Raw genomic sequence first — 25,524 nt, forward strand, 5'->3', positions numbered from 1 at the left:
CCCGAGACCCTGGCCAGCGCGATGCTCGACGGGGTGCGCGACCTCGGCCTGCGGCTCAGCGGCGCGGCGGCGCGGCTTGCCACACGGGTGGAGATGCTGCGCGCCGAAGGTCATGATCTGCCGGATTTCTCTGAAACGGGCCTCCTGGACAGTCTGGAAGACTGGCTGTTGCCGATGCTCTCCGGCGTGCGCAGCGCCAATGACTGGAAAAGCTTTGACCTGCTGCCCGCCCTGCGCGCCGCGCTGAGCTGGGAGCAGACGCAGCTTCTGGACCGCGAGGTGCCCGGCAGCTTTGTCACGCCGCTGGGGCGCAAGATCCCGATTGATTACGACGGTGACCTCCCCGGCATCGAGGTCCGCCTGCAAGAGATGTTCGGGGTCACCCGCCATCCCACTGTCGCCGGTGTGGCGCTCAAGGTGACCCTGTTGTCCCCGGCCCGCCGCCCGATCCAGATCACCCGGGATTTGCCGGGCTTCTGGGCGGGATCCTATGCGGATGTGCGCAAGGATATGCGCGCCCAATACCCCAAACACCCCTGGCCCGAAGACCCGACACAGGCCGAAGCCACCCTGCGCGCCCGTCGCAAAGGGTAAAAACACATCACTTCCGCGCAAAAGCGTCGCGATCTGCGCCATATTGGCGGCAAAACCCGTTGCAAAGCAGTAGAATCCGCCATATCTGCCGCCGATCCCTCCCCCGTCCGACTTAGGACTTTCCTAGGCCAAAGATATTACATTCGCACCGATGCAACATGTTCTGCGCAAACTCTGGTCCCAGACGCTCCACCCGATGCTGTCGCGCCCGCGGCGGCTGCAAGTGGCTGCGCTGTGCTATCGTCAGAGCGACAGTGGCCGCGAGGTTCTGTTGATCACCAGCCGCGACACCGGTCGCTGGGTGCTGCCCAAGGGCTGGCCGATGGAGGGCAAGACCTGCGCCGAAAGCGCCGCCCAGGAAGCCTGGGAAGAAGCCGGCGTGCGCAACGGGCGGCTCGATGAGCGCGCCATCGGACGCTATGAATACGACAAGCGCCTGGACAATGGTGCGGTGGAACCGCTCGAAACCCTGGTCTACCGGCTGGAGGTCGCGGAACTCCTTGATGACTTCCCCGAGGCCCATGAACGCACCCGCAGCTGGGTCAGCCCATCGGTCGCGGCCACTTTGGTCGATGAGCCCCAGTTGCGCGACCTGCTCAGCCGGTTTTGACCCCCTTGGCCTGCCCATCGGATCTCTGCCCCGGACCCGCTGCCCCGCTGCGCGCAGTGCCGGTCTGCAAAGCGCCGCCCCCGCCGGGAATTGAGGCCGCGCAATGAGCACACGGCCCGACTGGCGCGCGCTCGACAAGGATCTTGCCCGGCTGACGCAGATGGAGCGGGTCGCCGGCTATGTGGTGCGCCCCCTGTTTGGCCTTGGCATTGCCCTGGCCTTCATGACGCTGGCCGGGCTTGCGGCAGCGCTGGCGCTGGGAACCTCGCCCACCACGGTGATGGCGGCCACCGCCGCTGTGTTCGGGGCTTATCTGGCGCTGAACATCGGCGCCAATGATGTTGCCAACAATATGGGACCCGCAGTTGGTGCCCGCGCCCTGCCCATGGCCGCCGCGCTGATCGCCGCCGCCCTGGCGGAGGCGGCGGGCGCCATGCTTGGCGGCAGCGAAGTGGTGGCCACCGTGTCCCGCCGCCTGATTGATCCCACCAGCATCAGCAGCCCGGATTTGCTCATCCGCGCAATGATGGCCGCAATGATCGCCTCGGCGCTCTGGGTCAACCTGGCGACCTGGATGGGGGCGCCGGTCTCCACCACCCAGAGCATTATCGGCGCCATGATCGGCGCGACCACCGCCGCTGCGGGCTTTGCCGCGGTGGATTGGCTGACCTTTGGCGGCATCGCCGCCAGCTGGGTGCTGTCGCCGTTGTTCGGCGCGGCGCTGGCCATGGGGTTGCTGGCGCTGATCCAGCGCCTGATCAGCCGCAAGCCGGACAAGCTTGCCGCCGCCCGGCAATGGCTGCCGCTGTTCCTTGCCGGCATGGGCCTCACCTTCGGGACGTTTTTCCTGCTGAAGCTGCCGGATACGGTCGCCAGCGTGCCGCTTCAACAGGCGCTGCCGATCGGGCTGGCCTGTGGCCTCTTGTGTTTCCTGATCGCGCGTCCGGTTATTCGACGCCGCGCAGCGCAGCTTCAGGATCAGAAAGGCGCGATCAAGGCGCTGTTTCGCCTGCCCTTGGTGATTGCGGCGGTTCTGATGTCTTTTGCCCATGGCGCCAATGACGTGGCAAATGCCGTCGCGCCGCTGGCTGCCATCGTGCAGGTGCTGGACCGGCTTTCCACCGGCACCCACCCGGCCGAGATCAACCCGTTTCCCGCCATTCTGGATGTGCCCTTCTGGGTGGTGCTGGTCGGCGCCTTTGGCATGGCGGTCGGCGTGTTGCTGTTTGGCCCGCGGCTGATCAACATGGTCGGCAATCAGATCACCAAGCTGAACCCCATTCGCGCCTATTGCGTCTCGACCTCTGCGGCGCTGACGGTGATCATCGCCAGCTGGCTGGGGCTGCCGGTGTCCTCCACCCATGTGGCGGTTGGTGCTGTGATGGGGGTTGGTTTTTATCGCGAACATATGGCCGCAAAGGCGCGCCAGGCCGGGATCAAGCCGCTGCGCCCGGGGCTGCCGCACGAAGACCGGCGGCGGCGACGGTTGGTGCGGCGCAGCCATGTTCTGACCATTCTCGCCGCCTGGATCATCACCGTGCCGCTCTCGGCGCTGCTCTCGGCGCTGCTGTTCATGCTATTGCACGCGCTGGCCGCCTGATTTCCCGAGCCCCACAGGCGCCGTGATCTGATCAGTCGTGGAGCAATCGCAAAATGCGCCGCGCCGGGCCACTCGGCCCGGTGCCACGCCCAACGGGAGGGGGGGGCATTTTCAATGCATGCCCGACGGGCGGGAGCGCCCCGCCCTGCACTGGCATCAATACCTCAGCGGCTCAGACGCCGAGGCACCAGCGCATCACGGCCTTTTGGGCGTGCAGACGGTTTTCCGCCTCGTCAAAAATCACCGACTGTGGGCCGTCCATCACCGCCGAGGTGACCTCTTCCTCGCGGTGGGCGGGCAGGCAATGCATGAACAGCGCATCCGGTTTGGCATGCGCCATCAGCGCATCGTTCACCTGATAGGGGCGCAGCATATTGTGACGCCGCTCCTTGGAGGACTGGCTGTCATGCATCGACACCCAGGTATCGGCCACCACCAGATCGGCGCCCTCAACCGCTTTGACCGGATCGCGCTCGATGGTGATGGTGGAGCCCGCCTTGCGGGCGAGGCCGACGAATTCATCCTCCGGGTCCAGTTGCGCCGGGCCGGTGAAGGTTAGGTCGAACCCAAACTGCCCCGCCGCATGCAGAAAGGAGGCGCAGACATTGTTGCCATCACCGGTCCAGACCACCTTCTTGCCCCGGATCGGGCCGCGGTGCTCTTCATAGGTGAGGATATCCGCCATAATCTGACAGGGATGGGTGCGGTCGGTGAGCCCGTTGATCACCGGCACATCGGCATATTCCGACATCTCTGTCAGCACCGATTCGTCAAAGGTGCGGATCATGATCAGATCCACATAGCGCGACATCACGCGGGCGGTATCAGCGATGGTTTCACCGTGGCCCAGCTGCATGTCCTTGCCCGAAAGCACCATGGTTTCGCCACCCATCTGGCGCACGCCAACGTCAAAGGAGATCCGCGTCCGGGTCGAGGGCTTTTCAAAAATCAGCGCCACCATGCGGCCCTTGAGCGGCTGCTCTGCGTCGGGGGTGCCCTTGGGCTGCCCGGCCCGGGCGGCCTTCATGGCGGCGGCCTGGTCGATGATGTTGCGCAGCTCGGTCGCGTCGGTTTTGTGGATATCGAGGAAGTGGTTCATGGGTCAGTCGCTTTCTGGGGGCCTGGAACACGGGGGCCAGCCCCCGTACCCCCGGGATATTTAGGAAAAGATGAACGTCAGGCGGACTCGACGGCGGTGGCCGCTGCGTCAAGCCGGGTCATGGCTTCGGTGATATCCGCCTCGGTGATGGTGAGCGCGGGCAGCAGGCGGATGACATTGTCGGCGGCGGGCACAGTGATCACCTCTGCCGCGTAGCCGGCCTGCACCACGTCGATGTTTGCCGCCTTGCATTTCAGGCCCAGCATCAGGCCGGTGCCGCGCACCTCCTCGAAAACCTCCGGGTGGGAGGCGACCAGCCCCTCGAGTTTCTGGCGCAGCAGCCCGGCCTTTTTGTTCACCTCGGCGAGGAACTCCGGCGTTGCGACATGATCCATCACCGCGCAGCCCACCGCGCAGCCCAAGGGGTTGCCGCCATAGGTGGAACCATGGGTGCCTGCGGTCATGCCGGAGGCTGCGTTTTCGGTCGCCAGCACGGCGCCGAGCGGAAAGCCACCGCCGATGCCCTTGGCCACCATCATGATATCCGGGGTGATCCCGGCCCATTCATGCGCAAAGAGCTTGCCGGTACGGCCAACGCCACATTGCACCTCATCGAGGATCAACAGAAGGCCATGTTCATCGCAAAGCGCCCTGAGCGCCTTCAGGTCCTGATCGGGCATCGGGCGAATGCCGCCTTCGCCCTGCACCGGTTCGACCAGAATGGCCGCCGTGGTGTCGCCAATGGCTGCCGCCACCGCCTCGGTGTCGCCCCAGGGCAGATGTACAAAGCCCGGCAGGATCGGGCCAAAGCCCTTGACCATCTTTTCCGATCCCGCTGCCGCGATACCGGCGGAGGAGCGACCGTGGAAGGAGCCCTCAAAGGTGATGATCTCCACCCGCTCCGGCTGGCCCTTGTCGTAGAAATACTTGCGCGCCATTTTCACTGCCAGCTCGCAGGCCTCGGTGCCGGAGTTGGTGAAGAACACCGTATCGGCAAAGGTTTCCGCCACCAGCTTGTCCGCCAGCGCCTGCTGCTGTGGGATCTCATAGAGGTTGGACACATGCCAGAGGTTCTGCGCCTGGTTGGTCAGCGCCTCCACCAGCGCCGGATGGGCATGGCCCAGCGCGTTCACCGCGATACCAGAGCCCAGATCCAGGAAGCGTCGACCGTCCGCCGCGATCAGCCAGGAACCTTCGCCTTTGACGAAGCTCAGGGGGGCACGATTATAGGTTGGCAAAACGGAAGCGATCATCGGGATCATCCTTTGGATATGACACTGTGAAAGTCAGGACCAAATCTCTGCCCCACCACGGGGCATCGGTCAATAACAGGTCCGGGCGTTGAAGGAATGTTTTGCGCTGTCGGCATCAAGAAAGACAGGCGCGCAGGATCAAATACGCTGCAAGGAGCAGCGGGTCAGGCGCATTGGCGTCGGCGTCGGACCGACAGGAGAGATGCGTGTTTGATCATAGAAAGGCTCCATAGCGGAGGATTTACCGCCTGAAAAGCCCCTTTGGCAGGTTTATTGCACAAAATGGCACACCGTGGCCAATGCGCCTGATGACGTCATGGCGGGCTTCGTTCAGCACCGAAGGCTTTGCGCTTGCCTTTGGCCCCGCGCTGACGCACCCCTTGCGCCATGACACATGAGACACCGCAGAACCCGCCGCTTGCGGCAGCCCTGATCCTTCTGGCGACCGTATTCATCGCGGCCACCACCTTGCTGGCGAAATCGCTGGGCACGGAGACGCTGGGCCCGCCGCTTCCGGCCTTGCAGATCAGCCAGGGGCGGTTTGTCTTTGCCTTTCTTGGCCTCTGCATCGCAGTGGGCCTCATGCGCCAGCGCATCCGCGCGCCGCATTGGGGGCTGCATATCGGGCGCTCCACCTTTGGCTGGGGCGGGGTCACCTTGATGTTTGCCTCCGTTGCCTTCATCCCGCTGGCGGATGCGACGGCGATTTCCTTTCTGAACCCGGTGATTGGCATGGTCTTGGCGATCCCCTTCCTGGGCGAGAAGGTCGGCCCCTGGCGCTGGCTGGCGGCGGCGATCGCGCTTGGCGGGGCGATGATCCTGCTGCGCCCCACACCAGAGAGCTTTCAGCCGGCGGCCCTCCTGGCCCTTGGCGCGGCCCTGATGATGGGAACGGAGCTGATCTTTATCAAGAAACTGGCGGGGCGCGAGCCGCCCTTGCAGATCCTCTGGGTCAACAATCTGATCGGCATGTGTATCGCCAGCGGCGCCGCGCTTGCGGTCTGGCAGATGCCGACGCTGGCGCAATGGGGCGCTTTGGTCGCGCTGGGTCTGTTGATGGCCTGCGCCCAGGCCTGTTTCATCAACGGCATGGCGCGGGCGGATGCGTCCTTTGTGGCGCCTTTTGCCTATGGAACGCTGGTCTTTGCCGCGCTTTATGACGCGGTGATTTTCGGCGTGCTGCCGGATTGGGTGAGCCTGCTGGGCGCGGCAACGATCCTGTCGGGCGCGGCGCTGCTGGCCTGGCGTGAGAGCCGCAATGGCAAGCGGCCAACGGTGACCCTGCGCCGCCCTGCGCCCTGACCCCTGCCCCTTGGGCTTGTGCCCTCAGGCCTTCAGCCGATAGCCGGTCCGCAGCATCTGCCAGGCCAGCGTCAGCACCGCCGCCGTCGCCCCTAGGCAGAACAGCGCGCCAAGCGCCGGGTTGCTGTCGGACACCCCGATCATCCCGTAGCGCACCCCGTCGATCAGGTAAAACACCGGGTTCACATGGGAAATCGCATAGAGCACCGGCGGCAGCGCTTCGACCGAATAGAAGGTCCCGGAAAGAAAGGCCAAGGGCGTCACGATGAAATTGGTGATCGCCGCCATCTGGTCGAATTTATCGGCAAAGACCCCGGCAACAATGCCGACCCCGCCCAGAAACGCCGCGCCCAGCACCACGAACCCCAGCGCCACCAGCGGATGCGCCGGCACCATGCCGAGAAGCAGCATCAGCCCAAGCCCGATCCCCGTCGCGACCAAGACGCCCCGCGCGATCGCCCCCGCCAGATAGCCAAGCAGGATTTCCAGCCCCGACAGCGGCGGCATCAAGGTATCGACGATATTGCCCTGCACCTTGGAAATCACCAGCGAGGAGGATGTATTGGCAAAGGCGTTCTGGATCACCGTCATCATCATGATCCCCGGCGCGATGAAGGACATGAAATCCACCCCCATCACATCGCCCCGACGCGGGCCAATGGCGATATTGAAGATCAGCAGAAACAGCGCCGCCGTCACCATCGGCGCCAGCAGCGTCTGGGTATGCACAACCCAAAACCGGGTGATCTCGCGCACGGCCAGCGTCTTCAGCCCCAGCCAGTTGACCCGGCCAAAGCGGCGCTCTCCGACTTTGATGCGAAAACTCATCTCTGTGTTGTTGTCGGACATGCGACCCTCTGTTTGCTGTGCAGGGCACTGAATAAAGGCTCCACGCAGGGATGCAAGCGGCGGATCTTGCCCCGGGCGCCGCCGTTCCTGCTTGTATCTCGCCCGTCAGTGACTAAAATAGGGGGTGAACATGGAATTCGATGGCGGCCCCAGGCGTATTGCGGCCGCTATTCTCTTTGAAAGGCACCTTATGTCCTGGACTGATGAGCGCGTCGAACTGCTCAAGAAAATGTGGGGCGAAGGCCAGTCGGCCAGTCAGATCGCCAAGGAACTCGGTGGCGTGACCCGCAATGCGGTTATTGGCAAGGTCCACCGCCTGGGTCTGTCCAACCGCACCACGGGCGCCAGCAAGGCCGCTGCCGAGCCGAAGGAAAAACCGGCTCCCAAGGCCGCCGCCGCCCCCGCCAAGCCAAAACCGCAGCCCAAGACGGAACCGGCACGCCCGGTCACACCGGAACCTGCGGCCGAAAAACCGGTGATGGAAACCAAATCCGCCAGCCCGGCCCGCAAGCAGATCATTCCCGCAGGTCAGCCGCTGCCGCCGCAGCCCTCGGCCAATGAGATCCCCGCCGAGGCCCTGGCCAAGGTCAACGAGGTCGAGAAGAAAGCCAAGAAGCTCACCCTGATGGAGCTGACCGAGCGCACCTGCAAATGGCCCGTGGGCGATCCCGCAACCGAAGATTTCTGGTTCTGCGGCCTGCCCGTTCAGCAGGGCAAACCCTATTGCGAAGCCCATGTCGGCGTCGCCTTCCAACCGATGAGCTCGCGCCGCGACCGCAAACGCTAAGGCGCCAGACAGATCGAACAGCAAAACCCCGATGCCGATATGGCGCCGGGGTTTTCTTTTGTCTTGCCGCCTTGTTCACTTCAGTTGCGACAGAAATTTATCGGCAATCGTCACATGGTGGTCCTTGTTGTCAGGCGTCATCCGCTCTGCCGTACGGCACATCATGGCCCAACGCGGGTTCTTTGCCAGCGCATCTGAATGTTTGAAAATGAAACGCCAATACAACCCGTCCCAGACCTCCGTCCAAGGTCCTTTGTCCCAATGGCTCATTTTCCGTATGTAGTTTGAGCCGGAGAAGTAAGGCTTGGTGGTGATCAACCCGCCATCTGCGTGCTGGCTCATGGCGTAGACATTGGGAACCATGACCCAATCGCAACTGTCCACGAACATCTCCATGAACCAGCGGTAAATGTCGTCCGGGTCAATCTCGCACAGGAACATGAATCCGCCCAGCACCATCAGCCGCTCGATATGGTGGCAATACCCCGTCTCAAGCACGCGCCGGATGGTGTCGTCTAGCGGGGCAATGCCGGTCGTGCCGTCATAGAAGCTGCGGGGCATCGGGCGGTGGTGGCCCCAATGGTTCGTGCGGCGCATGGGCACGCCGAGGTCGTCATAGGTGGCGCGCATAAATTCACGCCAACCGATGATTTGACGGAGAAAACCCTCCAGCGAATTCAAAGGGATATCCCTGCGCTCTGCATAGGCAAGCGTGCTGTCCAGCACCTGGCGCGGGGTTAGCAGCCCGATATTCAGCACAGGGGTCAGAATGGCATGCCAGAGCCAGCTTTCACCTTCGACAATCGCATCCTCAAAATCGCCAAACCGCTCAAGCCGCCGCTCAAGGAACTGATCGAACCAGGCGGTGGCAGCCGCGTGCGAGCTTGGATAGTAGAGCGTTTCCAAACGGCCTGTCGCATTTGGGAATTGGGCAAGAACGCTTTCCTTCGCGGCCTCATCTATGGCGTCATGGGCGGGCCAATCCATCCAGGGCAAGCTTTCTAGCAACGCCTTTGGCACCTTCTTGCGGTTGTCTTCGTCAAAGCTCCATTTCCCGCCTCGGGGTTCGTCCCCCTCCATCAGCACGCCCAGACGGCGACGCTGGCTTTTATAGAAATCCGCCATGAACCAGCGCTTGCGGCCTTGCGACCATTCACGATTGTCGGCCGGGCTGTTCAGAAAGCCGGGAGACGGCAGGAAATCAAGCGCGATCCCCGTGTCATCGGCGGCCCCACGAAGGCGACGTTCGGCAATGAAATCAACCGGGTCGGCCATCACCGCTTCTGTGATTCCTTGCTCCCTTAGGCTCTGGAACAGCCGCAGGCAGGCCCCTTCTTGCCCGTCATAGGCAAAGATCTCGGCGTTCAAACCTTGTTTCACCAGCCCCTGCTGAAAGCGCGCCATACTGGCCCGGTGCAACCAGAGCTTCTGACGATGCATATTAACCGGATATTGCGGATCGCCAAAAAACAGCGGGTCTTCGAAAAGCACCACCTGGCTGACAGGGTCAAGCAGGGCCGGATGATCGGAAAACAGCTGATTTGGCAGCAGGATGGCGGCTCTAGTCATGAGGCGTTCGCTCACCTTCGTTTCGCTCTGCGGGGTTTGGGACGTCAGAAAATGCGCCCGTCATTATGATGTCCTGCAACGTTTGGAACAGTATTTCACCGCGTCCCAGACCTTTTCCCATTTCTTGCGCCAGGCAAAGGGGCGACCACAGGCGGGGCAGATCTTCTGGGGCAAATCCGATTTCTTTTGGTGTTTCACGACGTCTCTCCCAAAACAGGCTCAATTGGTCAGCGCCTTCCGGTGAAGGCACCATGCCTCCAGACCGCCCTTTCCGGCGCGCATGTTTGGTCACGATCCCCTCGGCCTGAGCGGTCCACGCAGCCCGGCGCCGGCCCTCCCGGATCTTTTCAAGCGCGGCTGTTGCGGCGGCCATATGCTAAGGAATTGATCCGAAGCAGACCCCGCCAAGCCCCTATCGCGCAGGCCAAATCTGCAGAACGCAGACCTCGTTTGAACCAAACAACGTGCATGAGCCTTCCACCTCTAGCGGTCAATTTCATCAATTACGTCCGCCGGCCAGGATCAGATCACAAAACTATCGCAGTAAAGATCGTGTTTCACCAACAGTGTTGCCGCTAAGGTATTGGCCCACGCGATCTATTTTGACCGTTTCCATCAGCCTGAGGCCATTTCGCCGTTGCGCGAGGGGAGAGATCCTCCCCACGGCAAGATGGAGAAATATCCATATGTGTGGCTGCGCGCCCAGCCGGTATGAAACGCGGGCAAATCGTTAAACAGGGATAAGATCGTGAAGTTCACAACAATTCTCGCAACTCTTGCGCTGACGCTTTCCGCGCCTGCCTTTGCGCAGGACGCCAAAGGAGCCGAAAAGCAAAGCGCGCCCGCCTCCGCTGCGGACACCCAGGAACGCGCCACCGGCAACGGTAAGGGCACCCGGGCAACCACGCGCCAAATCTCGGCGCAGGTGGACTTGATGTAAACGATGGTTTGCTGCGCAGGTTGAGAGCCGAAAGGTGCAATTTCCTGCCTCGTTTGTCCCTGGCGGACGACGCCTGCGCAGCAAAGCAATATTTGAACCGCGCAAACTGCTCTCCTGGCTTCGGAATTGTCCCGAACCGAACAGTCGGCAGCCCTTTTCAAAAGACTTTTTGAGTATCTGAGCCTCGCCAATGAAAATCGACCTGAACCAACCTGATCGCCTGATCCTGAAGGGCACAACCAGCGTAATTTCGGCTGTATTGTGCGTGATCTTTCTTGTCGTACTGGGGCTCGGCCTGAGCGCGGCCATTGCCGGTGTCACCGCTGGCTGGGGCATCGCTGCGGGGAGTGTTTTCATTGGCGGGGGTATTTTATGGCTGGTTTACCACAAGACAGAAGTTGTGTTTGACCGCGCCAGCAACCTGCTGACGCTGCGCAAGACCATGCTGCATGGAACCCGTGAGGAAAACATCGCGCTGGAGAATGTAAAACAGGCCGATGTGGATCTGAAACGCAACGATCGCAGCAACAACCGCCTACACGCCAGCTATACCTACCGGCTGTGTGTGGTGACGGGGGCTGCCCAGAACCGGCACCGTGTTGCCTTGTCCCATGGCTATACGACAAGCAAACGCCATCTTCTGACGGCGCAGAAAATCAATGATTGGCTGGGGGTCCCCGACGCGCCAATCGCGGTTGGCCCCAGCATGGCTGATGTGGCCGAGGTGATCAAAACCTTGGGTTTTGGCAAAGCCTCCTGATCTGAATATCAAACACTTTCAAAGGCTTAAAACGTGTCTCATTTTACTGAAACAACACAGGTTGGCCTGTTCTCCCGGCTGAAAAATGCGTTCAGGGGCATCGGGATCGGGATCGGCTTTATTGGCATCGCGGTATATTTTCTGTTCTGGAACGAAGGCAACGCGGTCCGCACCGCGCGCGCCCTGGCCGAAGGCGCCGGGCAGGTTGTGTCCGTCGACAGCGCCAAGCTGGATCCGGCGAATGAGGGGCAGCTGGTTCACATCAATGGCCCGCTTAGCCTTGCGGCGCCGCTGGCGGACATAGCGCTGAACGTGACCGGCCCTGCGCAGGCGGTGCGCCTGGAGCGCAAGGTCGAGCAGTTTGCCTGGATCGAAGAGAAACAAAGCACCACAGAGACGAAACTGGGTGGCGGGCAGGAAAAGACCACGCAATATACTTATCGTATGGATTGGACGGATGCCCCCGCCAGTGGCGCAAAGTTTCGGCTGCCGGAGGGGCATCTGAACCCGCCCTTACCGATCAAATCAAAAGTTATCCGCCAGCCAGAAGGCACCATCGGGGCCTTTAGCGTGAATGATGAGATCTCTGATCTGGGGGGCGCCACACCCATGCAGCTCACCGTTGCACAGGCAGAGGACATCACCGATGCGCTGTCTCTGGATCATGCGCCAAAGCTGGTCGCGGGGCAGCTGGTCACCAGCAACGATATCACGGCGCCGCAACTTGGCGATCTGAGAGTGAGCTATCAGGCCTCCACCATCGACGCGGCCAGTGTGGTCGGTGTGCAGCGCAGCGGTGCGCTGGTGCCCTATACCGCGCAAAACGGGCGCGAGATCTACCTGGTCGAAGGCGGCTACAAGACCGCAGATGAAATGTTCCAGACGGCGGTTCGCGTCAACACATTCAAGACCTGGATGCTGCGTATCGGTCTGATGGTGCTGTTGTTTCTGGGCTTCAAGGCGCTGTTCGGCGTGGTCGATGTCATCGCCAGCATTCTGCCCTTCCTGGGCTGGATCACCGCCTCTGTGACCTCGCTGATCAGCCTCGCCCTGACGCTGGTTGTCGGCGGCACAACGATGGCGATCGCCTGGGTCTACTTCCGTCCGTTTCTGGCGCTGGCGATCCTTGCCGTGGCGTTGGGCGGCGCTGGCTTTACCGCCTACCGGCTGCGCAAATCGGCACCCAAGACGCCTGAGACACCCCAGACACCCTGATTTTTCAACCTATTCCACGTGACAGGACACATAATGAAACACTTCTACCTTTCGATTGCGATGATGTTTGGCGCTGGCACGCTTCAGGCCGGTCAATTCTGCGAACTTGACGGCACCGAAATGTTCACATGCACCCTCAAAGGAGGCACCCAGGGGGTCGAGGTCTGCAACGCGGTATGGGCCGACGGCACAAAGGCTGCCTATGGGTTCTTCAAATCCAACGGCACGGTCGAAAAGGAGATCCTGCAGGACATGGCGCCCATCACCGCCACGCCCTGGAATGGCATGGGCAATTTCATGAGCGAATCCGTGACCTTTGAAGGGGGCGGTGGCTACGCTTATGAAGTCTGGTGGGGCAGCGAGCAAAGCGCAGGTGCCACCGAGATGGGTGGCATCAATGTGCTGAAAAACGGCGCGCTGATTGCTGACATTCGCTGTGACGCGGGGACTGTGAACAGCGACCTGACGTCGCTCATCGAGCTGATCGAAGCGGCGCAATAAAGGTTCGTCCCATGCAGCGTTTTCTCTCATCGACGACAGCCGCGTTGATGCTCGCCGGTTGGACCAGCGCCGCCATGGCGCAATCCGTTTGTGACGGTGAAGTCCTGTTCCAATGCGCGACAGACAATGCGGATTTTCGGGAACAGATCACCGTTTGCGCTCAGGAACGGAGCTATTCCCTGACCCGTCATGCGCTGTCGTCAGGCGAGATGTACTATGACACGCCCCTGATCGCGGATGCCGACACCACATGGTTTCGCTGGTCCGAGGGCGATCAGGCGCAGGTGGAAATCGGGTTCTGGAGCACGGACCTGGCAGAGCCCGTGACCCTGCATGTGGACCTGCCATGGGATGACGTGAACGAAACGGTTGCCGATACGGGCGCGTATGACATGTGGCTGCAATCCCCGCATTGGCGCGCGCGTGTTGATCAAACCCTCTGCGCGTCTGGCACGGTTTACGCCGCGCCCGAGGGGCTTTGGCCTCCCCAGAATGCGCGGGGCCCGATCGGAACGTTTTTTTCCCAGGATGAAATCATACCTCGCGTTGACACGGTGGGCGTGGCACGAGTGTCTGACACGGTGGGCGTGGCACGGGTGACTGACACGGTGGGCGTGGCACGGGTGACTGACACGGAAACGAGCCCAGAAGGCGTGCCGGTCTATTCCTCAGCGCGCCCTTCGGCCGCGACCCCGATCTGGTGGATGCTACAACCTGGCGAAACCGTTGATATCATTGATCGTGAAAATGACTTCATCGCGGTTGCCATCCCGACAAACGGCCTGAGCGGGTGCGTCTTGCGTCCCGAAGACCTTGGCAAGCCCTACACGGGCCCCTGCGCCACCGGATGGGTCGACGGCGTCTATCTTCAGAAAATCCAATAACACCGCAGGCATGCGGCGCGTGGCCTCCTTGGGCCACGCCATGGAAACGATCACAGCTGTCCAAGGAGACGACAGATGAAAACCCTCTTTCTAACCGCCGCGCTGGTCTGCGCTGCCGGCACTGCAAGCGCCCTGTGCGAGGACGCGTGGTATTTGCGGAACATGGCCTTCGACAGGGCGGGCTATTGCTTTGGCTCCCCCCTGGGCAAGTCGGTTTTTGACGCCAGCTGTTCGACGAAATCCCCCACCTTGAACGACTGGGATCAGCGTATGGTGAGCGCGCATAAAAAACTGGAAGCCAGCTACAGCTGCAAGATCAATACCAAGGCGCGCCATTTGGCCTCCTCCTTGATCGGCAAGCTGGATGATGTCGATCTGTTGCCGACCCTGTCGCAGTTCGAATCCTCCTGTGTCGGCTACACGGGCGCCCCGATCACCCTGACCAGCGGCATCGGCATGCGTGACAGCTATCCGACGGGCACCATCGAGAGCGGCGCCACGGTGAACTTCCGGTTTGAACCTTGGGGCGGGTTTGAATTCGTTGAGACCGAGACAGGCGCAGGCTGGATCCCCGAAGGATCAGTCAGCCCCGATGACTGCGTTGCTTTTGCAGGATGACCGGCGTCATGCGTTCTTCTCTGTTTTGTGCCCTGGCCTTTGCGCCCGTTGTTGCTCATGCGGACTGCCTGCCCGCTGAAACCCTCGCCCTCTCATGTGCCTTGCCGAGCGGCGGGCTGTTGGAGCTGTGCTGGACTCCCCAAGAGGCCCGCCTGGCCTATGACAAAGAGCCCGGCCTTCCCGCCGAAGTCAGCGTTCCCTTGGGAGATGTGACAGGGCTTACCGCGAGCGACTGGGCCTCCTCCACACTCCGCGGCATTGGGGCGAGCTATGAGGTTTACCTCTCTGGAGGGGTGGCAGGCATGAACCTGATCCGCGACGACGGGGGCACCACTTCCTATGCCTGCGCAAGCGGCACGGCGAATGGCTCGCTTGCCGCGCTCAATGATGCGGCGCTTTACGCCCCCACGACAAAGGAGAATTAGACGTGCGATCATTTCTGACAGTATTCGGCGCCAGCCTGCTGTGCTCTGCGGGCATGGCACAGGCCTTTTGCGACGATATTCTGGCGACACAGGTGCTGTGTCTCACCGAGGACGCGGACGAAATCAAAGTCTGCGCCAGTCAGCACCCGGAAACAGGAGATCCTGTCTTGGAACTCCATGTGACACCTCAGATCTCGGATGGCCCGATCTTCCAGCTGGCCGCCGATGTGCCCTTTGGCATGACGCCGGGCACGGGGGGATTTCCGTGGGACGTGTATGAATTTTCCTTTGTGCATGAGGGCGGCAGGGCCGTTCTTGGTATAAAAACAGCGATGGACACCACAGACACGTCCGACGCAGAGATTTGGCTGGACCTGTTCGGACGCGGAACCGCGCCGGACCGCAGCCTCGCTTGCATGCAACCAGCCCTGAGCGCGGAAATCCCGAACCTCTTGGCGTTACGACGGGTGTCCATGAACAGCATGCGCACCGGCCCAAGCGCCGAGAGCGCTGCCTTCTACCAGCCCAGCAAACCCATTACCGGAGCCACGCCCTACGGCAGTTATGACTGTCGCGAGGTCGCCGGCGTGTTGAGCAATGAAGGCACCGAAAACGGACAAATCGCGCTCTACGCCGCGCCGACAGATGACGCAGCGATCCTGGGCTATGCATTCCCGTCCGACCTCGGATCCGCTTTCGAGTGCGCCTTTGAGGACGGCTATTCCGGCGTCATCTGGATTGATCCCGAAAAAGGCGATGGCGCGGGGGGCTATATGGCCCAGCTCGACTATGACGAACGGCTCGCGGCATGCTCAATGACGCCCGAAGACTGGCCGCCAAACATGGTCTATTGGGGCAAATGCTCCAGCGCCTGGGTCAAGCAGGGCAATCTCGCGGGTTTCGGGGGCTGATGCAGATGAAGCGCTGTGTCTCGTCGGCCATTTTCGCCCTCTCTGCGGCTCCGGCATTTGCGAGTTGCGGCGACGGTGGGACGCAGATTTTCTATTGTGAAACCGAAAACGCATCTCGCATCCAAGTCTGCCTTCGGGATGAAACCGTGCAGTTCCTTGGTGGTCCGGATTTGTCTGATCCAGTCTATGACCTGTCCATGCCAGTGCGGTTCATGCCCTATCTTTCAACCGGGATCGCGCACTCCGAAGAGGACTTCAGCTACATACGTTTTTATGAGGGAAAGCGGGTTTTCACCGTCGGTGTGGATCGGGATCTGGAATTTGCCTCGGTGGCGCTGGGGATGGCGTATGACGCCCTTCCTTCGAACGAGGTGGCCTGCAACCCGGATGCGATTGTCGATACCTTCCAAGTGCTCGACCAGTTCGCCCAGACCACGGGCCGGGTCGCTCCGGTTGTATCCGTTCCCGAGGTATCGCCGGACTGTGGGCCGATCCAAACGCTGCGCCCTGCGGAGTGGATGGACGACAAGGACGTCAGCCCGATCCACCTGGGGCCCGGAGAGGTCACAACAGAGGTGATACCGCTGGATCAGAACGTGCGCGTCTGTGGCGCGCCGGTTGATGGCTGGCAGGGGGTACGGTTTCAGTCTTATGGGTTTGAATGCGACTTGAACGCGCCGGATGCAATCGGCGCTGTGTGCAGCTCCGGCTTTGTGCGCCTGTCTCAACTTCCTGAAATCTCTGCCCCGGCGTCAGAGGTTTCCCGCCCACAAGCGCTCGCCTGTCAGGCCGGCGGCTTTCGATTTGTGATGGTACGCGCCGACAACGGCGCCATCACGATCGAAAACGATCAGCTGCGCTTGACCCTGCCGCCGGGATCGGGGCCAGGCACCACCAGCGATACCGGGTCGGAGCAAGTCATGCGCGTGAACGACAAACTGACCCTTTCGCTCTCGCATGAAACGCTTGCGCTACAGGCGTCCCACAGCGAGCAGGGCCAGCAATCCGGCCTCTGCGTCCCCGTTGATCTGAGCGACGTTTCAAAATGATCTGACACCTGTGCCTGCTGCGGGTGCCCCCGTGGCAGGTCTTGCTTTTTCTATCCAGTGTTCAGGACGACCAAAATGATATTCAATCGAGCTCTTGCCACCACCGTTGCATTGATCCTGTCGCATGGCGCAGCGTCGGCCGCGGATCTGGCAACCCTCAGCAGTGCAGACGTCTCCCAATCTGTCGCGCAGATTCGCGAAACCTTTGAAGCGCAGGGCTATCGCTGTGAAAGCCTGGAGGTGATGGACCCTGACGATGGCAGAATTGATGAAACGGGTTGCGCGCTTTGGAAGGACGCGTTTTCCTTTTCCGACGCGGAGACGCGCGTGATGTGGACCATGCGCTATGAGAAAGACAACGAGATGCGGATCGTCGTCTTTGATGCGCAGCAAAGCCAGGATCGCGCCTTGATGATTGGTCAGGCCACGTTTTTCGAAGACGCGGCGATCGAGATCTCCTCCTCGGCGTTCCTGGAGGAAAGGCTTGCTGTATTTTCCGATGCCGCGCCGACATTCGGCACAATTGATACCTCTGCGGATGCGCTGGATCTGTGCTTTCTGATGTCGAAAGAGCCCAAGGTGCTGACCCCTTCGCGCTTGCCCGAGTCTGCATTGGAAGAGAACCAGAGGTTTCTTGGCGCCCCAATCAGCCCGGCAGCGATCCTTTGCGAACGCTGGATGAACGAGAAACGCGACGCGGTGGTGGATTTTGCACAATCAGATGCAGGTCCAGCCTATGCACGCAAGATCGTGTATTACGCCAAGGACGGGAAACCTCAACAATATATGGACATGCTTTGGAATGTTCCGGCGGTGGTGGACTGGAGCAAAGGAAACCTTCCCACGGAGGACAAATAGCGTTTTCTGGCGAACAACTTTTTCTAGCAAACAATAGGTCATTGGCCATGAGGAGGTCCGTTTGCCGCGGAGCCCCTCATGGCCCTCCCCTTGCGGCACATGGCTTTCAAAGCTCAGCGCAGCCGAATTGACCAGCGCCAAACCCCAGGCATAAATGCGCTGCCAAGACACAAAACAGAGATGGCGGGGCGTTGCTCACGCGGCCATAAAATTCCCCTTAACTCCATACCCTATATTAATATCTTAGATTTTGAATTTACCTTTGCGGTGCCGCCAAAAGTCTGAGATTGAACGATGAATGCCCCCTTTGACCTGATGGTGGATATCACCGAGGCACCTTCTCTTGATGCGAAATATGAAATTTTTTCGAATTTCATCAAGTCGGAGTATGGCTACATCGGTGTGAACTACGTCCTTTTCACGGACACGCGGTCGCTAGAAACCATTCACGGCAATCATGCCTCAAAACGGTCGGGCCTCCCGGATGAATGGCGCGAGATCTATCAGCGAAACAACTATGCTCGGGACGATCTCGGCATGCGGATGGGGGCTTTGGGCCATAAACCCATGCTTCAATCCAGCTTTTACCGTCTCTTGCATGAGGAAAAGCTGCCCCCGAATATAGCCCGTGTGGTGAGCGGGGTGCGCGATTTCGTGTCCTCTGGCGTGGTCATCCCGCTTGAAGCCAATGGGATCAGAGCAGTCGTGGGACTTTATGATACCTCAGGAATAATCGCCAACCATGACGCCCGCTTCGCGAAGCGCTGGCCCGTCATTCAAACACTTGCCAATCACCTGCACCTGAGTAGCGACTGGTCCAGCGACCTGATCACGCAAATGGGCTTGAGCGAGATGAACCTAAAGGTGCTGCGCCTGAAAGCGCAGGGCCTGCGCGTCAAGGAAATCCTGTATGAAATCCAGCGCGACAACCCCAAAACTGTCGATAATCACATGCGACGGCTGCGCAAGGCTTTGGGCACACGCAACGATATTGAAACTGTTCTGCGCGCGGCAAAGCTCGGTCTGCTCCAAGAGGACAGCCTGAAGCCTCACCAGGTCAACCCCCAGCTCTATGAGGCGCTGACGCGCCGGTAAATCGGATCGGACCGCCACGAGAGCCACGCGGCACAGAAGCGCTACGGCAGTTGCTCTGGCCGTGCCGCCGCAGATCACGGCAGAAAACACCAGGATGGCGTCGAACCACAGGTCCCGACGGCCACGCGGATCTCGCTCAACAGCCGAATTGCGCAACAGGGTCAGCCGTCCCTCTGCGCGCGCCCCGCAGCCCCCCGACATCCCACAGGTGACAGCTCCGCCCGTTTCGCCTAAACCCGGACATAACAGCAACCGAGGCGAAAACCGTGGCGCAGGCACTCTGGCAGGGAAATTGGATTCAACGCAGCAGGCTGGCCTCGGGGCTGGTGCTCTTTACCTTTGCCTTTTTCCACTTTCTGAACATTGCCGCCGGGCTGGTGTCGCCCGAACTGCTGGACGCCATGCAAGAGGCGCGCGAAGCCGTGAGCCGCAGCCTGCCGGGGCAGATCGTGCTTTATGGCGCTTTTCTCACCCATGGGGCGCTGGCGATCTGGCAGGTGGCGATGCGGCGCACCCTGCGGATGAGCTTCACCCAGTGGTTCCAGCTGCTGCTTGGCGTGCTGATGCCGCTGCAACTGATCCAGCATGTGGTCTATGCGAATTACGCGGTGCGGGTGATGGATTTTGACGCCGATATGTCCTCGGTGATCCTGATGCTCTGGTCCTCGCCCGAGGCGCTGCAACAATATCTCTTGCTGCTGGTGGTCTGGACCCACGGCTGCATCGGCATTCACATGTGGCTGCGCCTCACCAGATGGTGGAGCCATGTGGTGCCCTATATGATCGGCATTGCCGTTTTGGTGCCCAGTCTCGCCCTCGCCGGGCTGGTCACCGAAGGGCGGCGGATGTGGGATTTCTTTACCGACGACGGCATGGCGGCCGAGATCATGGCCGATTACAACTGGCCCAATGCCGCGCAGGCCGCGGAGCTGGCCCATGTGGCCACCATCGGGCTCTGGGTCTTCTTTGGTCTGCTGGGCTTTGCCTTTGCCACCTATCTGCTGCGTCGTGGGATTCAGCGCAGCCGCTCGGTCAGGATCAGCTATGTGGATGGCCCCGACATCACCGCAGATCGCGGCCTCACCCTGCTGGAGATGTCGCAGCTGAAAGCGGTGCCGCATCCCTCGCTCTGTGGTGGCAAGGGGCGCTGCACCACCTGCCGCGTTGCGGTGCTGGAAGGCGCCGAACACCTGCCCGCGCCCAGCACCGCCGAGGCGCGCAGCCTCACCGCCGTGCAGGCTGCCGACAATGTGCGCCTGGCTTGTCAGATCCGCCCCACGGAGGCGCTCCGGGTCAAGCGGGTCTACAGCCCCAAGGGCCGCCGCCAGGTCCATGCCGCCCAGGGCGAGGAGAAAACCATCGCGGTGCTCTTCCTCGATATCCGTGGCTTCACCGCCCGCTCGGCGGGGCTTTTGCCCTATGACGTGGTGTTCCTTCTCAATCGGTTCTTTGACGCCATCGTGCCCGAGATCACCCGCGCGGGCGGCAGCGTCGACAAATACATGGGCGACGGCATCCTGGCGCTGTTTGAAACCCGCGACACCCAAAGCTCCGCGCGCGCGGGGCTTGAGGCGGCGGCGAATATCGGCGTCGCGCTGGCGCGGTTCAACCGCATGCTGGCCTCCGAGGGCGAGGATCCGGTGCGCATCGGCATGGGGCTGCACGCGGGCACCGTGGTGCTGGGCGAAATCGGCGCTGCCGGCAACGCGCCGCGCACGCTGATCGGCTCTACGGTCAATGCCACCAGCCGCCTGGAGGCCAAGACCAAGGACCTCGGGGTGGAACTCCTGGTGTCAAAAGACATTTTCGCCGCCGCCGGTCTGGCCGACCCGGATCTCGGGTTTCAGACCTTCGAGCTGCGCGGCGTTGATGGCCCCATCCTGGCCCTGCCCCTGCCCCGCGCCTCCGGGCTGGAGAGCCTGATCGACTCAGACGCGCCCACCACGCGCTGACCGCCCCGGCCGCCTCTCCTGCCCGCCGCCACGACCGGCGACAGCTGTTCCGGCATCGCCCGGTTTTGCGTGACCCTCGCACCGGTTTTGGCAGAAATAGCCCAAAATTTCCTTTTTCCACAGGGCAACTGGACAAGCCTTCCCCACAACAGGTATTGCCCCCGCAAACGCCATGACCCGGCGTGAGCCGCCAGACGAAAGAGACACCTGATGAATATGTCCAGTAATTTGACTCCGATCCCGGAGCTTTATGTATCCTATGATTCCGCGCAAAAGCTGAAGGTCGAAGCCGCCGACCTGACCAGCCACGACCTGACCCCCCGTCAGATCTGTGACCTGGAACTGCTGATGAACGGCGGTTTCAACCCGCTCAAGGGCTTCCTGTCCGAAGCAGATTACAACGGTGTCGTTGAAAACATGCGTCTGGCCGATGGCCAGCTCTGGCCGATGCCGATCACGCTTGATGTCTCCGAGGATTTCGCGTCCTCCATCGAGATCGGTCAGGACATCGCCCTGCGCGACCAGGAAGGCGTGATCCTCGCCACCATGACCGTCACCGACCGCTGGGAGCCGAATAAATCCCGCGAGGCCGAAAAGGTCTTTGGCGCCGATGACGAGGCCCACCCGGCGGTGAACTACCTGCATAACACCGCGGGCAAGATCTATCTCGGCGGCCCGGTGACCGGCATCCAGCAGCCCATCCACTATGATTTCCGCGCCCGCCGCGACACCCCGAACGAGCTGCGCAGCTTCTTCCGCAAGATGGGCTGGCGCCGCGTTGTGGCCTTCCAGACCCGCAACCCGCTGCACCGCGCCCACCAGGAGCTGACCTTCCGCGCCGCGCGCGAAGCCCAGGCCAACCTGCTGATCCACCCGGTTGTCGGCATGACCAAACCGGGCGACGTGGACCATTTCACCCGTGTGCGCTGCTACGAGGCGGTGCTCGACAAATACCCGGCGGCCACCACCTCCATGAGCCTGCTGAACCTTGCCATGCGTATGGCCGGCCCGCGCGAGGCCGTCTGGCACGGTCTGATCCGCGCCAACCACGGCTGCACCCATTTCATCGTTGGCCGCGACCACGCCGGCCCGGGCAAGAACTCCGCCGGCGAAGATTTCTACGGCCCCTATGACGCGCAGGACCTGTTCCGCGAGTATCAGGATGAAATCGGCGTCGAAATGGTGGACTTCAAGCACATGGTCTATGTGCAGGAGCGCGCCCAATACGAACCCAACGACGAGATCGAAGATCGCGACAATGTCACCATCCTGAACATCTCCGGCACCGAGCTGCGCCGCCGCCTTCAGGAAGGTCTGGAAATCCCCGAGTGGTTCTCCTTCCCCGAGGTGGTCTCCGAGCTGCGCAAGACCAAACCGCCGCGCGCGCAACAGGGCTTTACCGTCTTCTTCACCGGCTTCTCCGGCTCCGGCAAATCCACCATTGCAAACGCTCTGATGGTCAAGCTGATGGAGATGGGCGGCCGTCCGGTGACCCTGCTCGATGGCGATATCGTGCGTAAAAACCTCAGCTCCGAACTGGGCTTCTCGAAAGAACACCGCGACCTCAACATCAAGCGCATCGGCTATGTGGCGAGCGAGATCACCAAGAATGGCGGCATCGCCATCTGTGCCCCGATCGCGCCCTATGCCGCCACCCGCCGCCACGTGCGCGAGGAGATCGAGCAATTCGGCGCCTTCGTCGAAGTACACGTCGCCACCTCGATCGAGGAATGCGAACGCCGCGACCGCAAGGGGCTCTACAAACTCGCCCGCGAAGGCAAGATCAAAGAGTTCACCGGCATCTCCGACCCCTATGACGTGCCGCAAAACCCCGAGCTCAGCGTCGAGACCGAAAATGTCGATGTCGACAACTGCGCCCATCAGGTGCTCTTGAAACTGGAAAGCATGGGGCTGATCAACGGTCACTGATCCGCGCTTCAGACCTGACAGGAACGGCCTCGCTTTTTGCGGGGCCGTTTTTGTTTGTAACCGGCTGTTAAGCTCTTGGCAGATCTATGCGCGCGCCAGGGGCGCAACGCCCATAAAATGTATCAGCCTCCCTGACCCATTGTTTCGTATACGAAACATTAGGTCACGAATGCTGACCTATCCACCCGCCACCGCCGGCCATTTCTTCTAACTCCAAATATCCCGGGAGCACGAGGGCAGCGCCCTCGTCCGTCCTCACCCCACGTCTCGCCCCCAAACGCCACCCAAATGTGTCGAGACAATATTTCCCTACACAACTTCAGGTTTTGCGTGGTACGACACACCCGTGTTCAACTGACGGAAAAAAGGAGGCACTCATGACTATTGTATCAATGCAGCTGCGCTCCATCGTCGCCGACCCTGCGGGCGCCTATCGCCGAGGGCGGTACAGCGCCTCCTGAGGCCACGCCTTAGGCGATATCCATCGCTCTTCCTGAGCTGACCACAACCTCCCAACTTTGACAGCCCATGCCCGCCCCTTTTCCGGGGTCGCTGCCGTCGCGACATCTGCGTCGCGCGCGGCGCATGATCCCTCCCCGAGGTCGCGGGTCCGGTCTGTCGTTCCAATCTCACATTTCTCATAGGAGCCCCCACCATCGGGGGAACAGATAAGATGACCTTGATCCTGAACGGACCCGATCCCACGCCCGCCCCCATGCCCGCCAATCCCGCGCTGGCGCGTCTGGTGGTCGAAGAACATTTCCGCGCCCTGAGCCCGCTCCGGCGGCTGAGCCTCGCCCTGCGTCTGCTGACGCTGCGCCGCCCCCCGCCTGCCGGGGCGCTGGAGATCCCGCTCAGCCCGCATATCCGCCGCGATATCGGCATCGAGAGCCAACACCGGCGCGTGCCGCCAAACCATTGGCGCCCGCCGCCTCTCTACTAGGCGCAGCCCGCTTGCGGGCGATGTCAAAGGGGGCAACGCTTGCCCCCTTTGATCTTTCGGTGTTTGGTGCCGCAACGCCCCTGCCCTTCGCCCGACTTAAGGACTCCCCCATGCGGTTGATCGCGCTCACCTGCCTCGTGATGCTGGCCTTTGCGGCAAATTCGATCCTCGGGCGATGGGCCATAGGCCCCGGCTATATGGAGGCGACCAGCTTTGGCCTCCTGCGCCTTGCCTCGGGCGCCATGATGCTGGGACTGCTCTGCCTGTTGCAACGCCAGCGCCCGGCCGAGGGGGAGCTGCGTTCGCTGGCGGGCGGCGCGGCGCTCACGCTCTATATGGTTGGGTTTTCCGTGGCTTACGTGGCTCTGGATGCGGGGCTCGGGGCCTTGATCCTGTTTGGCGTGGTGCAGGGGGTGATGTTTGGCTGGACGGTGCTGCGCGGCCAGGCGATCTCCGCCCTGCAACTCCTCGGCGCCGCTCTGGCCTTTCTGGGCCTCGCCTATGTGGTCTGGCCGAGCGACACCATCGAGGCGCCACTCTGGGCCGTGCTGCTGATGGGCCTGGCCGGTCTGGGCTGGGGGATCTACAGCTTGATCGGACGCGCCGCGCAGGCGCCTCTCGCCGCAAGCGCGATCAACTTTGCGCTGGCCAGCGTGATGATCCTGCCCTTTGTCTTGCTCCTGGCGCAGGATGCCGTGATCACCCCCTTTGGCGCGCTCCTCGCGGTGACCTCCGGTGCGGTGACCTCAGGGCTGGGCTATGCGCTCTGGTATCGCATCCTGCCGCAGCTCTCCGGGCCCGTGGCGGCAACCGTGCAACTGAGCGTACCGGTGATTGCCCTCCTCGCCGGCAGCGTGATCCTGGCCGAACCCCTCGGCGCGCGGCTGATCCTTGGCGCGCTGACCCTGCTGGGCGGAATTGCGCTGGTCATTCTCTGCCCACCCCGCCGCGCAGGGCTGACCTGACGTCACTTGGGCCTTTCCGAATGGCCGAGCGCCCCCTATGTCAAAGCCCATGACCCGCGTGACCCGTCTGATCCTGCCGCTCCTCCTCTGCCTCACCGCCCTGCCCGCGCAGGCCGAAAAGGGCTGCGTCATCCTGCTGCATGGCTTGGCCCGCACCGAAGCCTCCTTCCTTGTGATGGAAGAGGCGCTGAGCGCGCGCGGCTATGAGGTGGTGCGCCCCGGCTATCCCTCGACCGAACACACGGTGGAGCGCCTGGCCGATGCGGTGCTGCCGCGTGCCTTCGACGCCTGCCATCAAACCCCGGTGCATCTGGTGACCCATTCCATGGGCGGCATCCTGGTGCGCTACTGGCTGGCGCATGAACACCCGCCGACGCTGGGCCGCGTGGTGATGCTCGCCCCGCCCAATCAGGGCAGCGAACTGGTGGATCAGATGGGCGATTGGGCGGTCTTTGACCTGCTGCATGGCCCCGCCGGCCAAGAGCTGGGCACCGGCCCCCGGAGCCTGCCGAAACGCCTGCCCCCGGTGGATTATCCGCTTGGCATCATTGCCGGAAACCAATCCCTGAACCCGGTGTTTTCCGCGATGATCCCGGGGCCGGATGATGGCAAGGTCTCGGTCGCCAGCACCCGGGTGCAGGGCATGAAGAGCCAGATGGTCCTGCCCGTGACCCACACCTATCTAATGAACAACCCGCGCGTCATCGCCCAGGTGGCGAGCTTTCTGAAAACCGGGCGGTTTGAGCCTTCGCTTGGCTGGCTGGATGGGGTATTGGGCCGCAACTGGGATGGCGGTCTGAACGGGGCAGATTAGGA

27 protein-coding genes are annotated in these 25,524 nt (G+C 61.8%); 22 read left to right on the forward strand and 5 right to left on the reverse strand.

The genetic code is table 11. From position 1 onward, the window contains the following. The 3 genes from HCZ87_RS08235 to HCZ87_RS08245 all read left to right on the forward strand — a co-directional run. Window positions 1–594: ATP-dependent helicase C-terminal domain-containing protein (locus HCZ87_RS08235; protein WP_303048839.1), on the forward strand; the 594-nt coding region annotated here is incomplete at its 5' end. 151 nt (window positions 595–745) lie between these two features. Beyond that, window positions 746–1,204: an NUDIX hydrolase gene (locus HCZ87_RS08240; protein ID WP_167643279.1), complete on the forward strand. Its 459-nt coding sequence runs from the start codon at window positions 746–748 to the stop codon at window positions 1,202–1,204. 103 nt (window positions 1,205–1,307) lie between these two features. Beyond that, entirely contained in the window at window positions 1,308–2,804 is a 1,497-nt protein-coding gene (locus HCZ87_RS08245; RefSeq protein ID WP_167643280.1) for an inorganic phosphate transporter, read from the forward strand. A gap of 172 nt (window positions 2,805–2,976) precedes the next feature. On the opposite strand, the gene argF is transcribed toward HCZ87_RS08245, so the two are convergent. Then, on the reverse strand, window positions 2,977–3,903 hold the full coding sequence (gene argF / locus HCZ87_RS08250) for an ornithine carbamoyltransferase (protein ID WP_167643281.1): 927 nt from the start codon (window positions 3,901–3,903) through the stop codon (window positions 2,977–2,979). Between the two features lie 77 nt (window positions 3,904–3,980). Next, window positions 3,981–5,156, reverse strand: a complete 1,176-nt coding sequence (locus HCZ87_RS08255; RefSeq protein ID WP_167643282.1) for an aspartate aminotransferase family protein — start codon at window positions 5,154–5,156, stop codon at window positions 3,981–3,983. A 387-nt stretch (window positions 5,157–5,543) separates the two neighbouring features. On the opposite strand from HCZ87_RS08255, the gene HCZ87_RS08260 reads away from it, so the two are divergent. Then, window positions 5,544–6,458, forward strand: coding sequence for a DMT family transporter (locus HCZ87_RS08260; protein ID WP_167643283.1), 915 nt, complete (start codon window positions 5,544–5,546; stop codon window positions 6,456–6,458). Window positions 6,459–6,482: 24 nt separating this feature from the next. On the opposite strand, the gene HCZ87_RS08265 is transcribed toward HCZ87_RS08260, so the two are convergent. Continuing rightward, window positions 6,483–7,307 (reverse strand): ABC transporter permease, encoded by an 825-nt coding sequence (locus tag HCZ87_RS08265; protein WP_167643284.1) that lies wholly within the window; start codon window positions 7,305–7,307, stop codon window positions 6,483–6,485. 190 nt (window positions 7,308–7,497) lie between these two features. Between HCZ87_RS08265 and HCZ87_RS08270 the strand changes: the two genes are divergently transcribed. Then, the gene (locus tag HCZ87_RS08270) at window positions 7,498–8,094 is read left to right on the forward strand and encodes a GcrA family cell cycle regulator (RefSeq protein WP_167643285.1); all 597 of its coding nucleotides are present in this window, start codon (window positions 7,498–7,500) and stop codon (window positions 8,092–8,094) included. A 75-nt stretch (window positions 8,095–8,169) separates the two neighbouring features. Here HCZ87_RS08270 and HCZ87_RS08275 read toward each other — a convergent pair whose 3' ends face one another. Beyond that, window positions 8,170–9,663, reverse strand: coding sequence for a cryptochrome/photolyase family protein (locus tag HCZ87_RS08275; protein ID WP_167643286.1), 1,494 nt, complete (start codon window positions 9,661–9,663; stop codon window positions 8,170–8,172). Between the two features lie 63 nt (window positions 9,664–9,726). Beyond that, the gene (locus HCZ87_RS08280) at window positions 9,727–9,861 is read right to left on the reverse strand and encodes a DUF2256 domain-containing protein (RefSeq protein ID WP_167643287.1); all 135 of its coding nucleotides are present in this window, start codon (window positions 9,859–9,861) and stop codon (window positions 9,727–9,729) included. A 550-nt stretch (window positions 9,862–10,411) separates the two neighbouring features. On the opposite strand from HCZ87_RS08280, the gene HCZ87_RS08285 reads away from it, so the two are divergent. The 17 genes from HCZ87_RS08285 (at window position 10,412) to HCZ87_RS08365 (ending at window position 25,522) form a co-directional block, all read left to right on the forward strand. Continuing rightward, complete coding sequence (locus tag HCZ87_RS08285) at window positions 10,412–10,603, forward strand: hypothetical protein (protein WP_175582187.1); 192 nt, start codon at window positions 10,412–10,414, stop codon at window positions 10,601–10,603. Between the two features lie 190 nt (window positions 10,604–10,793). Next, window positions 10,794–11,363, forward strand: a complete 570-nt coding sequence (locus tag HCZ87_RS08290) for a hypothetical protein (protein ID WP_167643288.1) — start codon at window positions 10,794–10,796, stop codon at window positions 11,361–11,363. Between the two features lie 33 nt (window positions 11,364–11,396). After that, a complete protein-coding gene (locus HCZ87_RS08295) occupies window positions 11,397–12,578 on the forward strand; it encodes a TMEM43 family protein (protein ID WP_167643289.1) in 1,182 nt (393 codons plus the stop codon). A 33-nt stretch (window positions 12,579–12,611) separates the two neighbouring features. Next, entirely contained in the window at window positions 12,612–13,079 is a 468-nt protein-coding gene (locus HCZ87_RS08300) for a hypothetical protein (protein ID WP_167643290.1), read from the forward strand. 11 nt (window positions 13,080–13,090) lie between these two features. Further along, a complete protein-coding gene (locus tag HCZ87_RS08305; RefSeq protein WP_167643291.1) occupies window positions 13,091–13,963 on the forward strand; it encodes a hypothetical protein in 873 nt (290 codons plus the stop codon). Window positions 13,964–14,038: 75 nt separating this feature from the next. After that, the gene (locus tag HCZ87_RS08310; RefSeq protein ID WP_167643292.1) at window positions 14,039–14,581 is read left to right on the forward strand and encodes a DUF4453 domain-containing protein; all 543 of its coding nucleotides are present in this window, start codon (window positions 14,039–14,041) and stop codon (window positions 14,579–14,581) included. A gap of 8 nt (window positions 14,582–14,589) precedes the next feature. After that, entirely contained in the window at window positions 14,590–15,006 is a 417-nt protein-coding gene (locus tag HCZ87_RS08315; protein WP_167643293.1) for a hypothetical protein, read from the forward strand. 2 nt (window positions 15,007–15,008) lie between these two features. Then, the gene (locus HCZ87_RS08320; RefSeq protein WP_167643294.1) at window positions 15,009–15,917 is read left to right on the forward strand and encodes a hypothetical protein; all 909 of its coding nucleotides are present in this window, start codon (window positions 15,009–15,011) and stop codon (window positions 15,915–15,917) included. A 212-nt stretch (window positions 15,918–16,129) separates the two neighbouring features. Then, a complete protein-coding gene (locus HCZ87_RS08325) occupies window positions 16,130–16,966 on the forward strand; it encodes a hypothetical protein (protein WP_254868563.1) in 837 nt (278 codons plus the stop codon). Window positions 16,967–17,041: 75 nt separating this feature from the next. Then, a complete protein-coding gene (locus tag HCZ87_RS08330; protein ID WP_167643296.1) occupies window positions 17,042–17,824 on the forward strand; it encodes a hypothetical protein in 783 nt (260 codons plus the stop codon). Window positions 17,825–17,902: 78 nt separating this feature from the next. Continuing rightward, entirely contained in the window at window positions 17,903–18,109 is a 207-nt protein-coding gene (locus tag HCZ87_RS08335) for an iron-containing alcohol dehydrogenase (protein WP_167643297.1), read from the forward strand. A 9-nt stretch (window positions 18,110–18,118) separates the two neighbouring features. Further along, window positions 18,119–18,919, forward strand: a complete 801-nt coding sequence (locus HCZ87_RS08340) for an autoinducer binding domain-containing protein (RefSeq protein ID WP_167643298.1) — start codon at window positions 18,119–18,121, stop codon at window positions 18,917–18,919. Window positions 18,920–19,185: 266 nt separating this feature from the next. Beyond that, window positions 19,186–20,871 (forward strand): adenylate/guanylate cyclase domain-containing protein, encoded by a 1,686-nt coding sequence (locus HCZ87_RS08345; RefSeq protein WP_167643299.1) that lies wholly within the window; start codon window positions 19,186–19,188, stop codon window positions 20,869–20,871. A gap of 210 nt (window positions 20,872–21,081) precedes the next feature. After that, window positions 21,082–22,800, forward strand: a complete 1,719-nt coding sequence (locus HCZ87_RS08350; protein ID WP_167643300.1) for a bifunctional sulfate adenylyltransferase/adenylylsulfate kinase — start codon at window positions 21,082–21,084, stop codon at window positions 22,798–22,800. Window positions 22,801–23,473: 673 nt separating this feature from the next. Then, window positions 23,474–23,743 carry a hypothetical protein gene (locus HCZ87_RS08355; RefSeq protein ID WP_254868564.1) on the forward strand — a complete coding sequence of 90 codons (270 nt, stop codon included), beginning with the start codon at window positions 23,474–23,476 and terminating at the stop codon, window positions 23,741–23,743. 110 nt (window positions 23,744–23,853) lie between these two features. Continuing rightward, window positions 23,854–24,708: a DMT family transporter gene (locus HCZ87_RS08360; RefSeq protein WP_167643301.1), complete on the forward strand. Its 855-nt coding sequence runs from the start codon at window positions 23,854–23,856 to the stop codon at window positions 24,706–24,708. Window positions 24,709–24,757: 49 nt separating this feature from the next. Further along, window positions 24,758–25,522 (forward strand): triacylglycerol lipase, encoded by a 765-nt coding sequence (locus tag HCZ87_RS08365; RefSeq protein WP_167643302.1) that lies wholly within the window; start codon window positions 24,758–24,760, stop codon window positions 25,520–25,522. Window positions 25,523–25,524 lie beyond the last annotated feature (2 nt).

It is taken from the genome of Phaeobacter sp. HF9A (genome assembly GCF_011806385.1).
GTDB lineage: Bacteria > Pseudomonadota > Alphaproteobacteria > Rhodobacterales > Rhodobacteraceae > Epibacterium.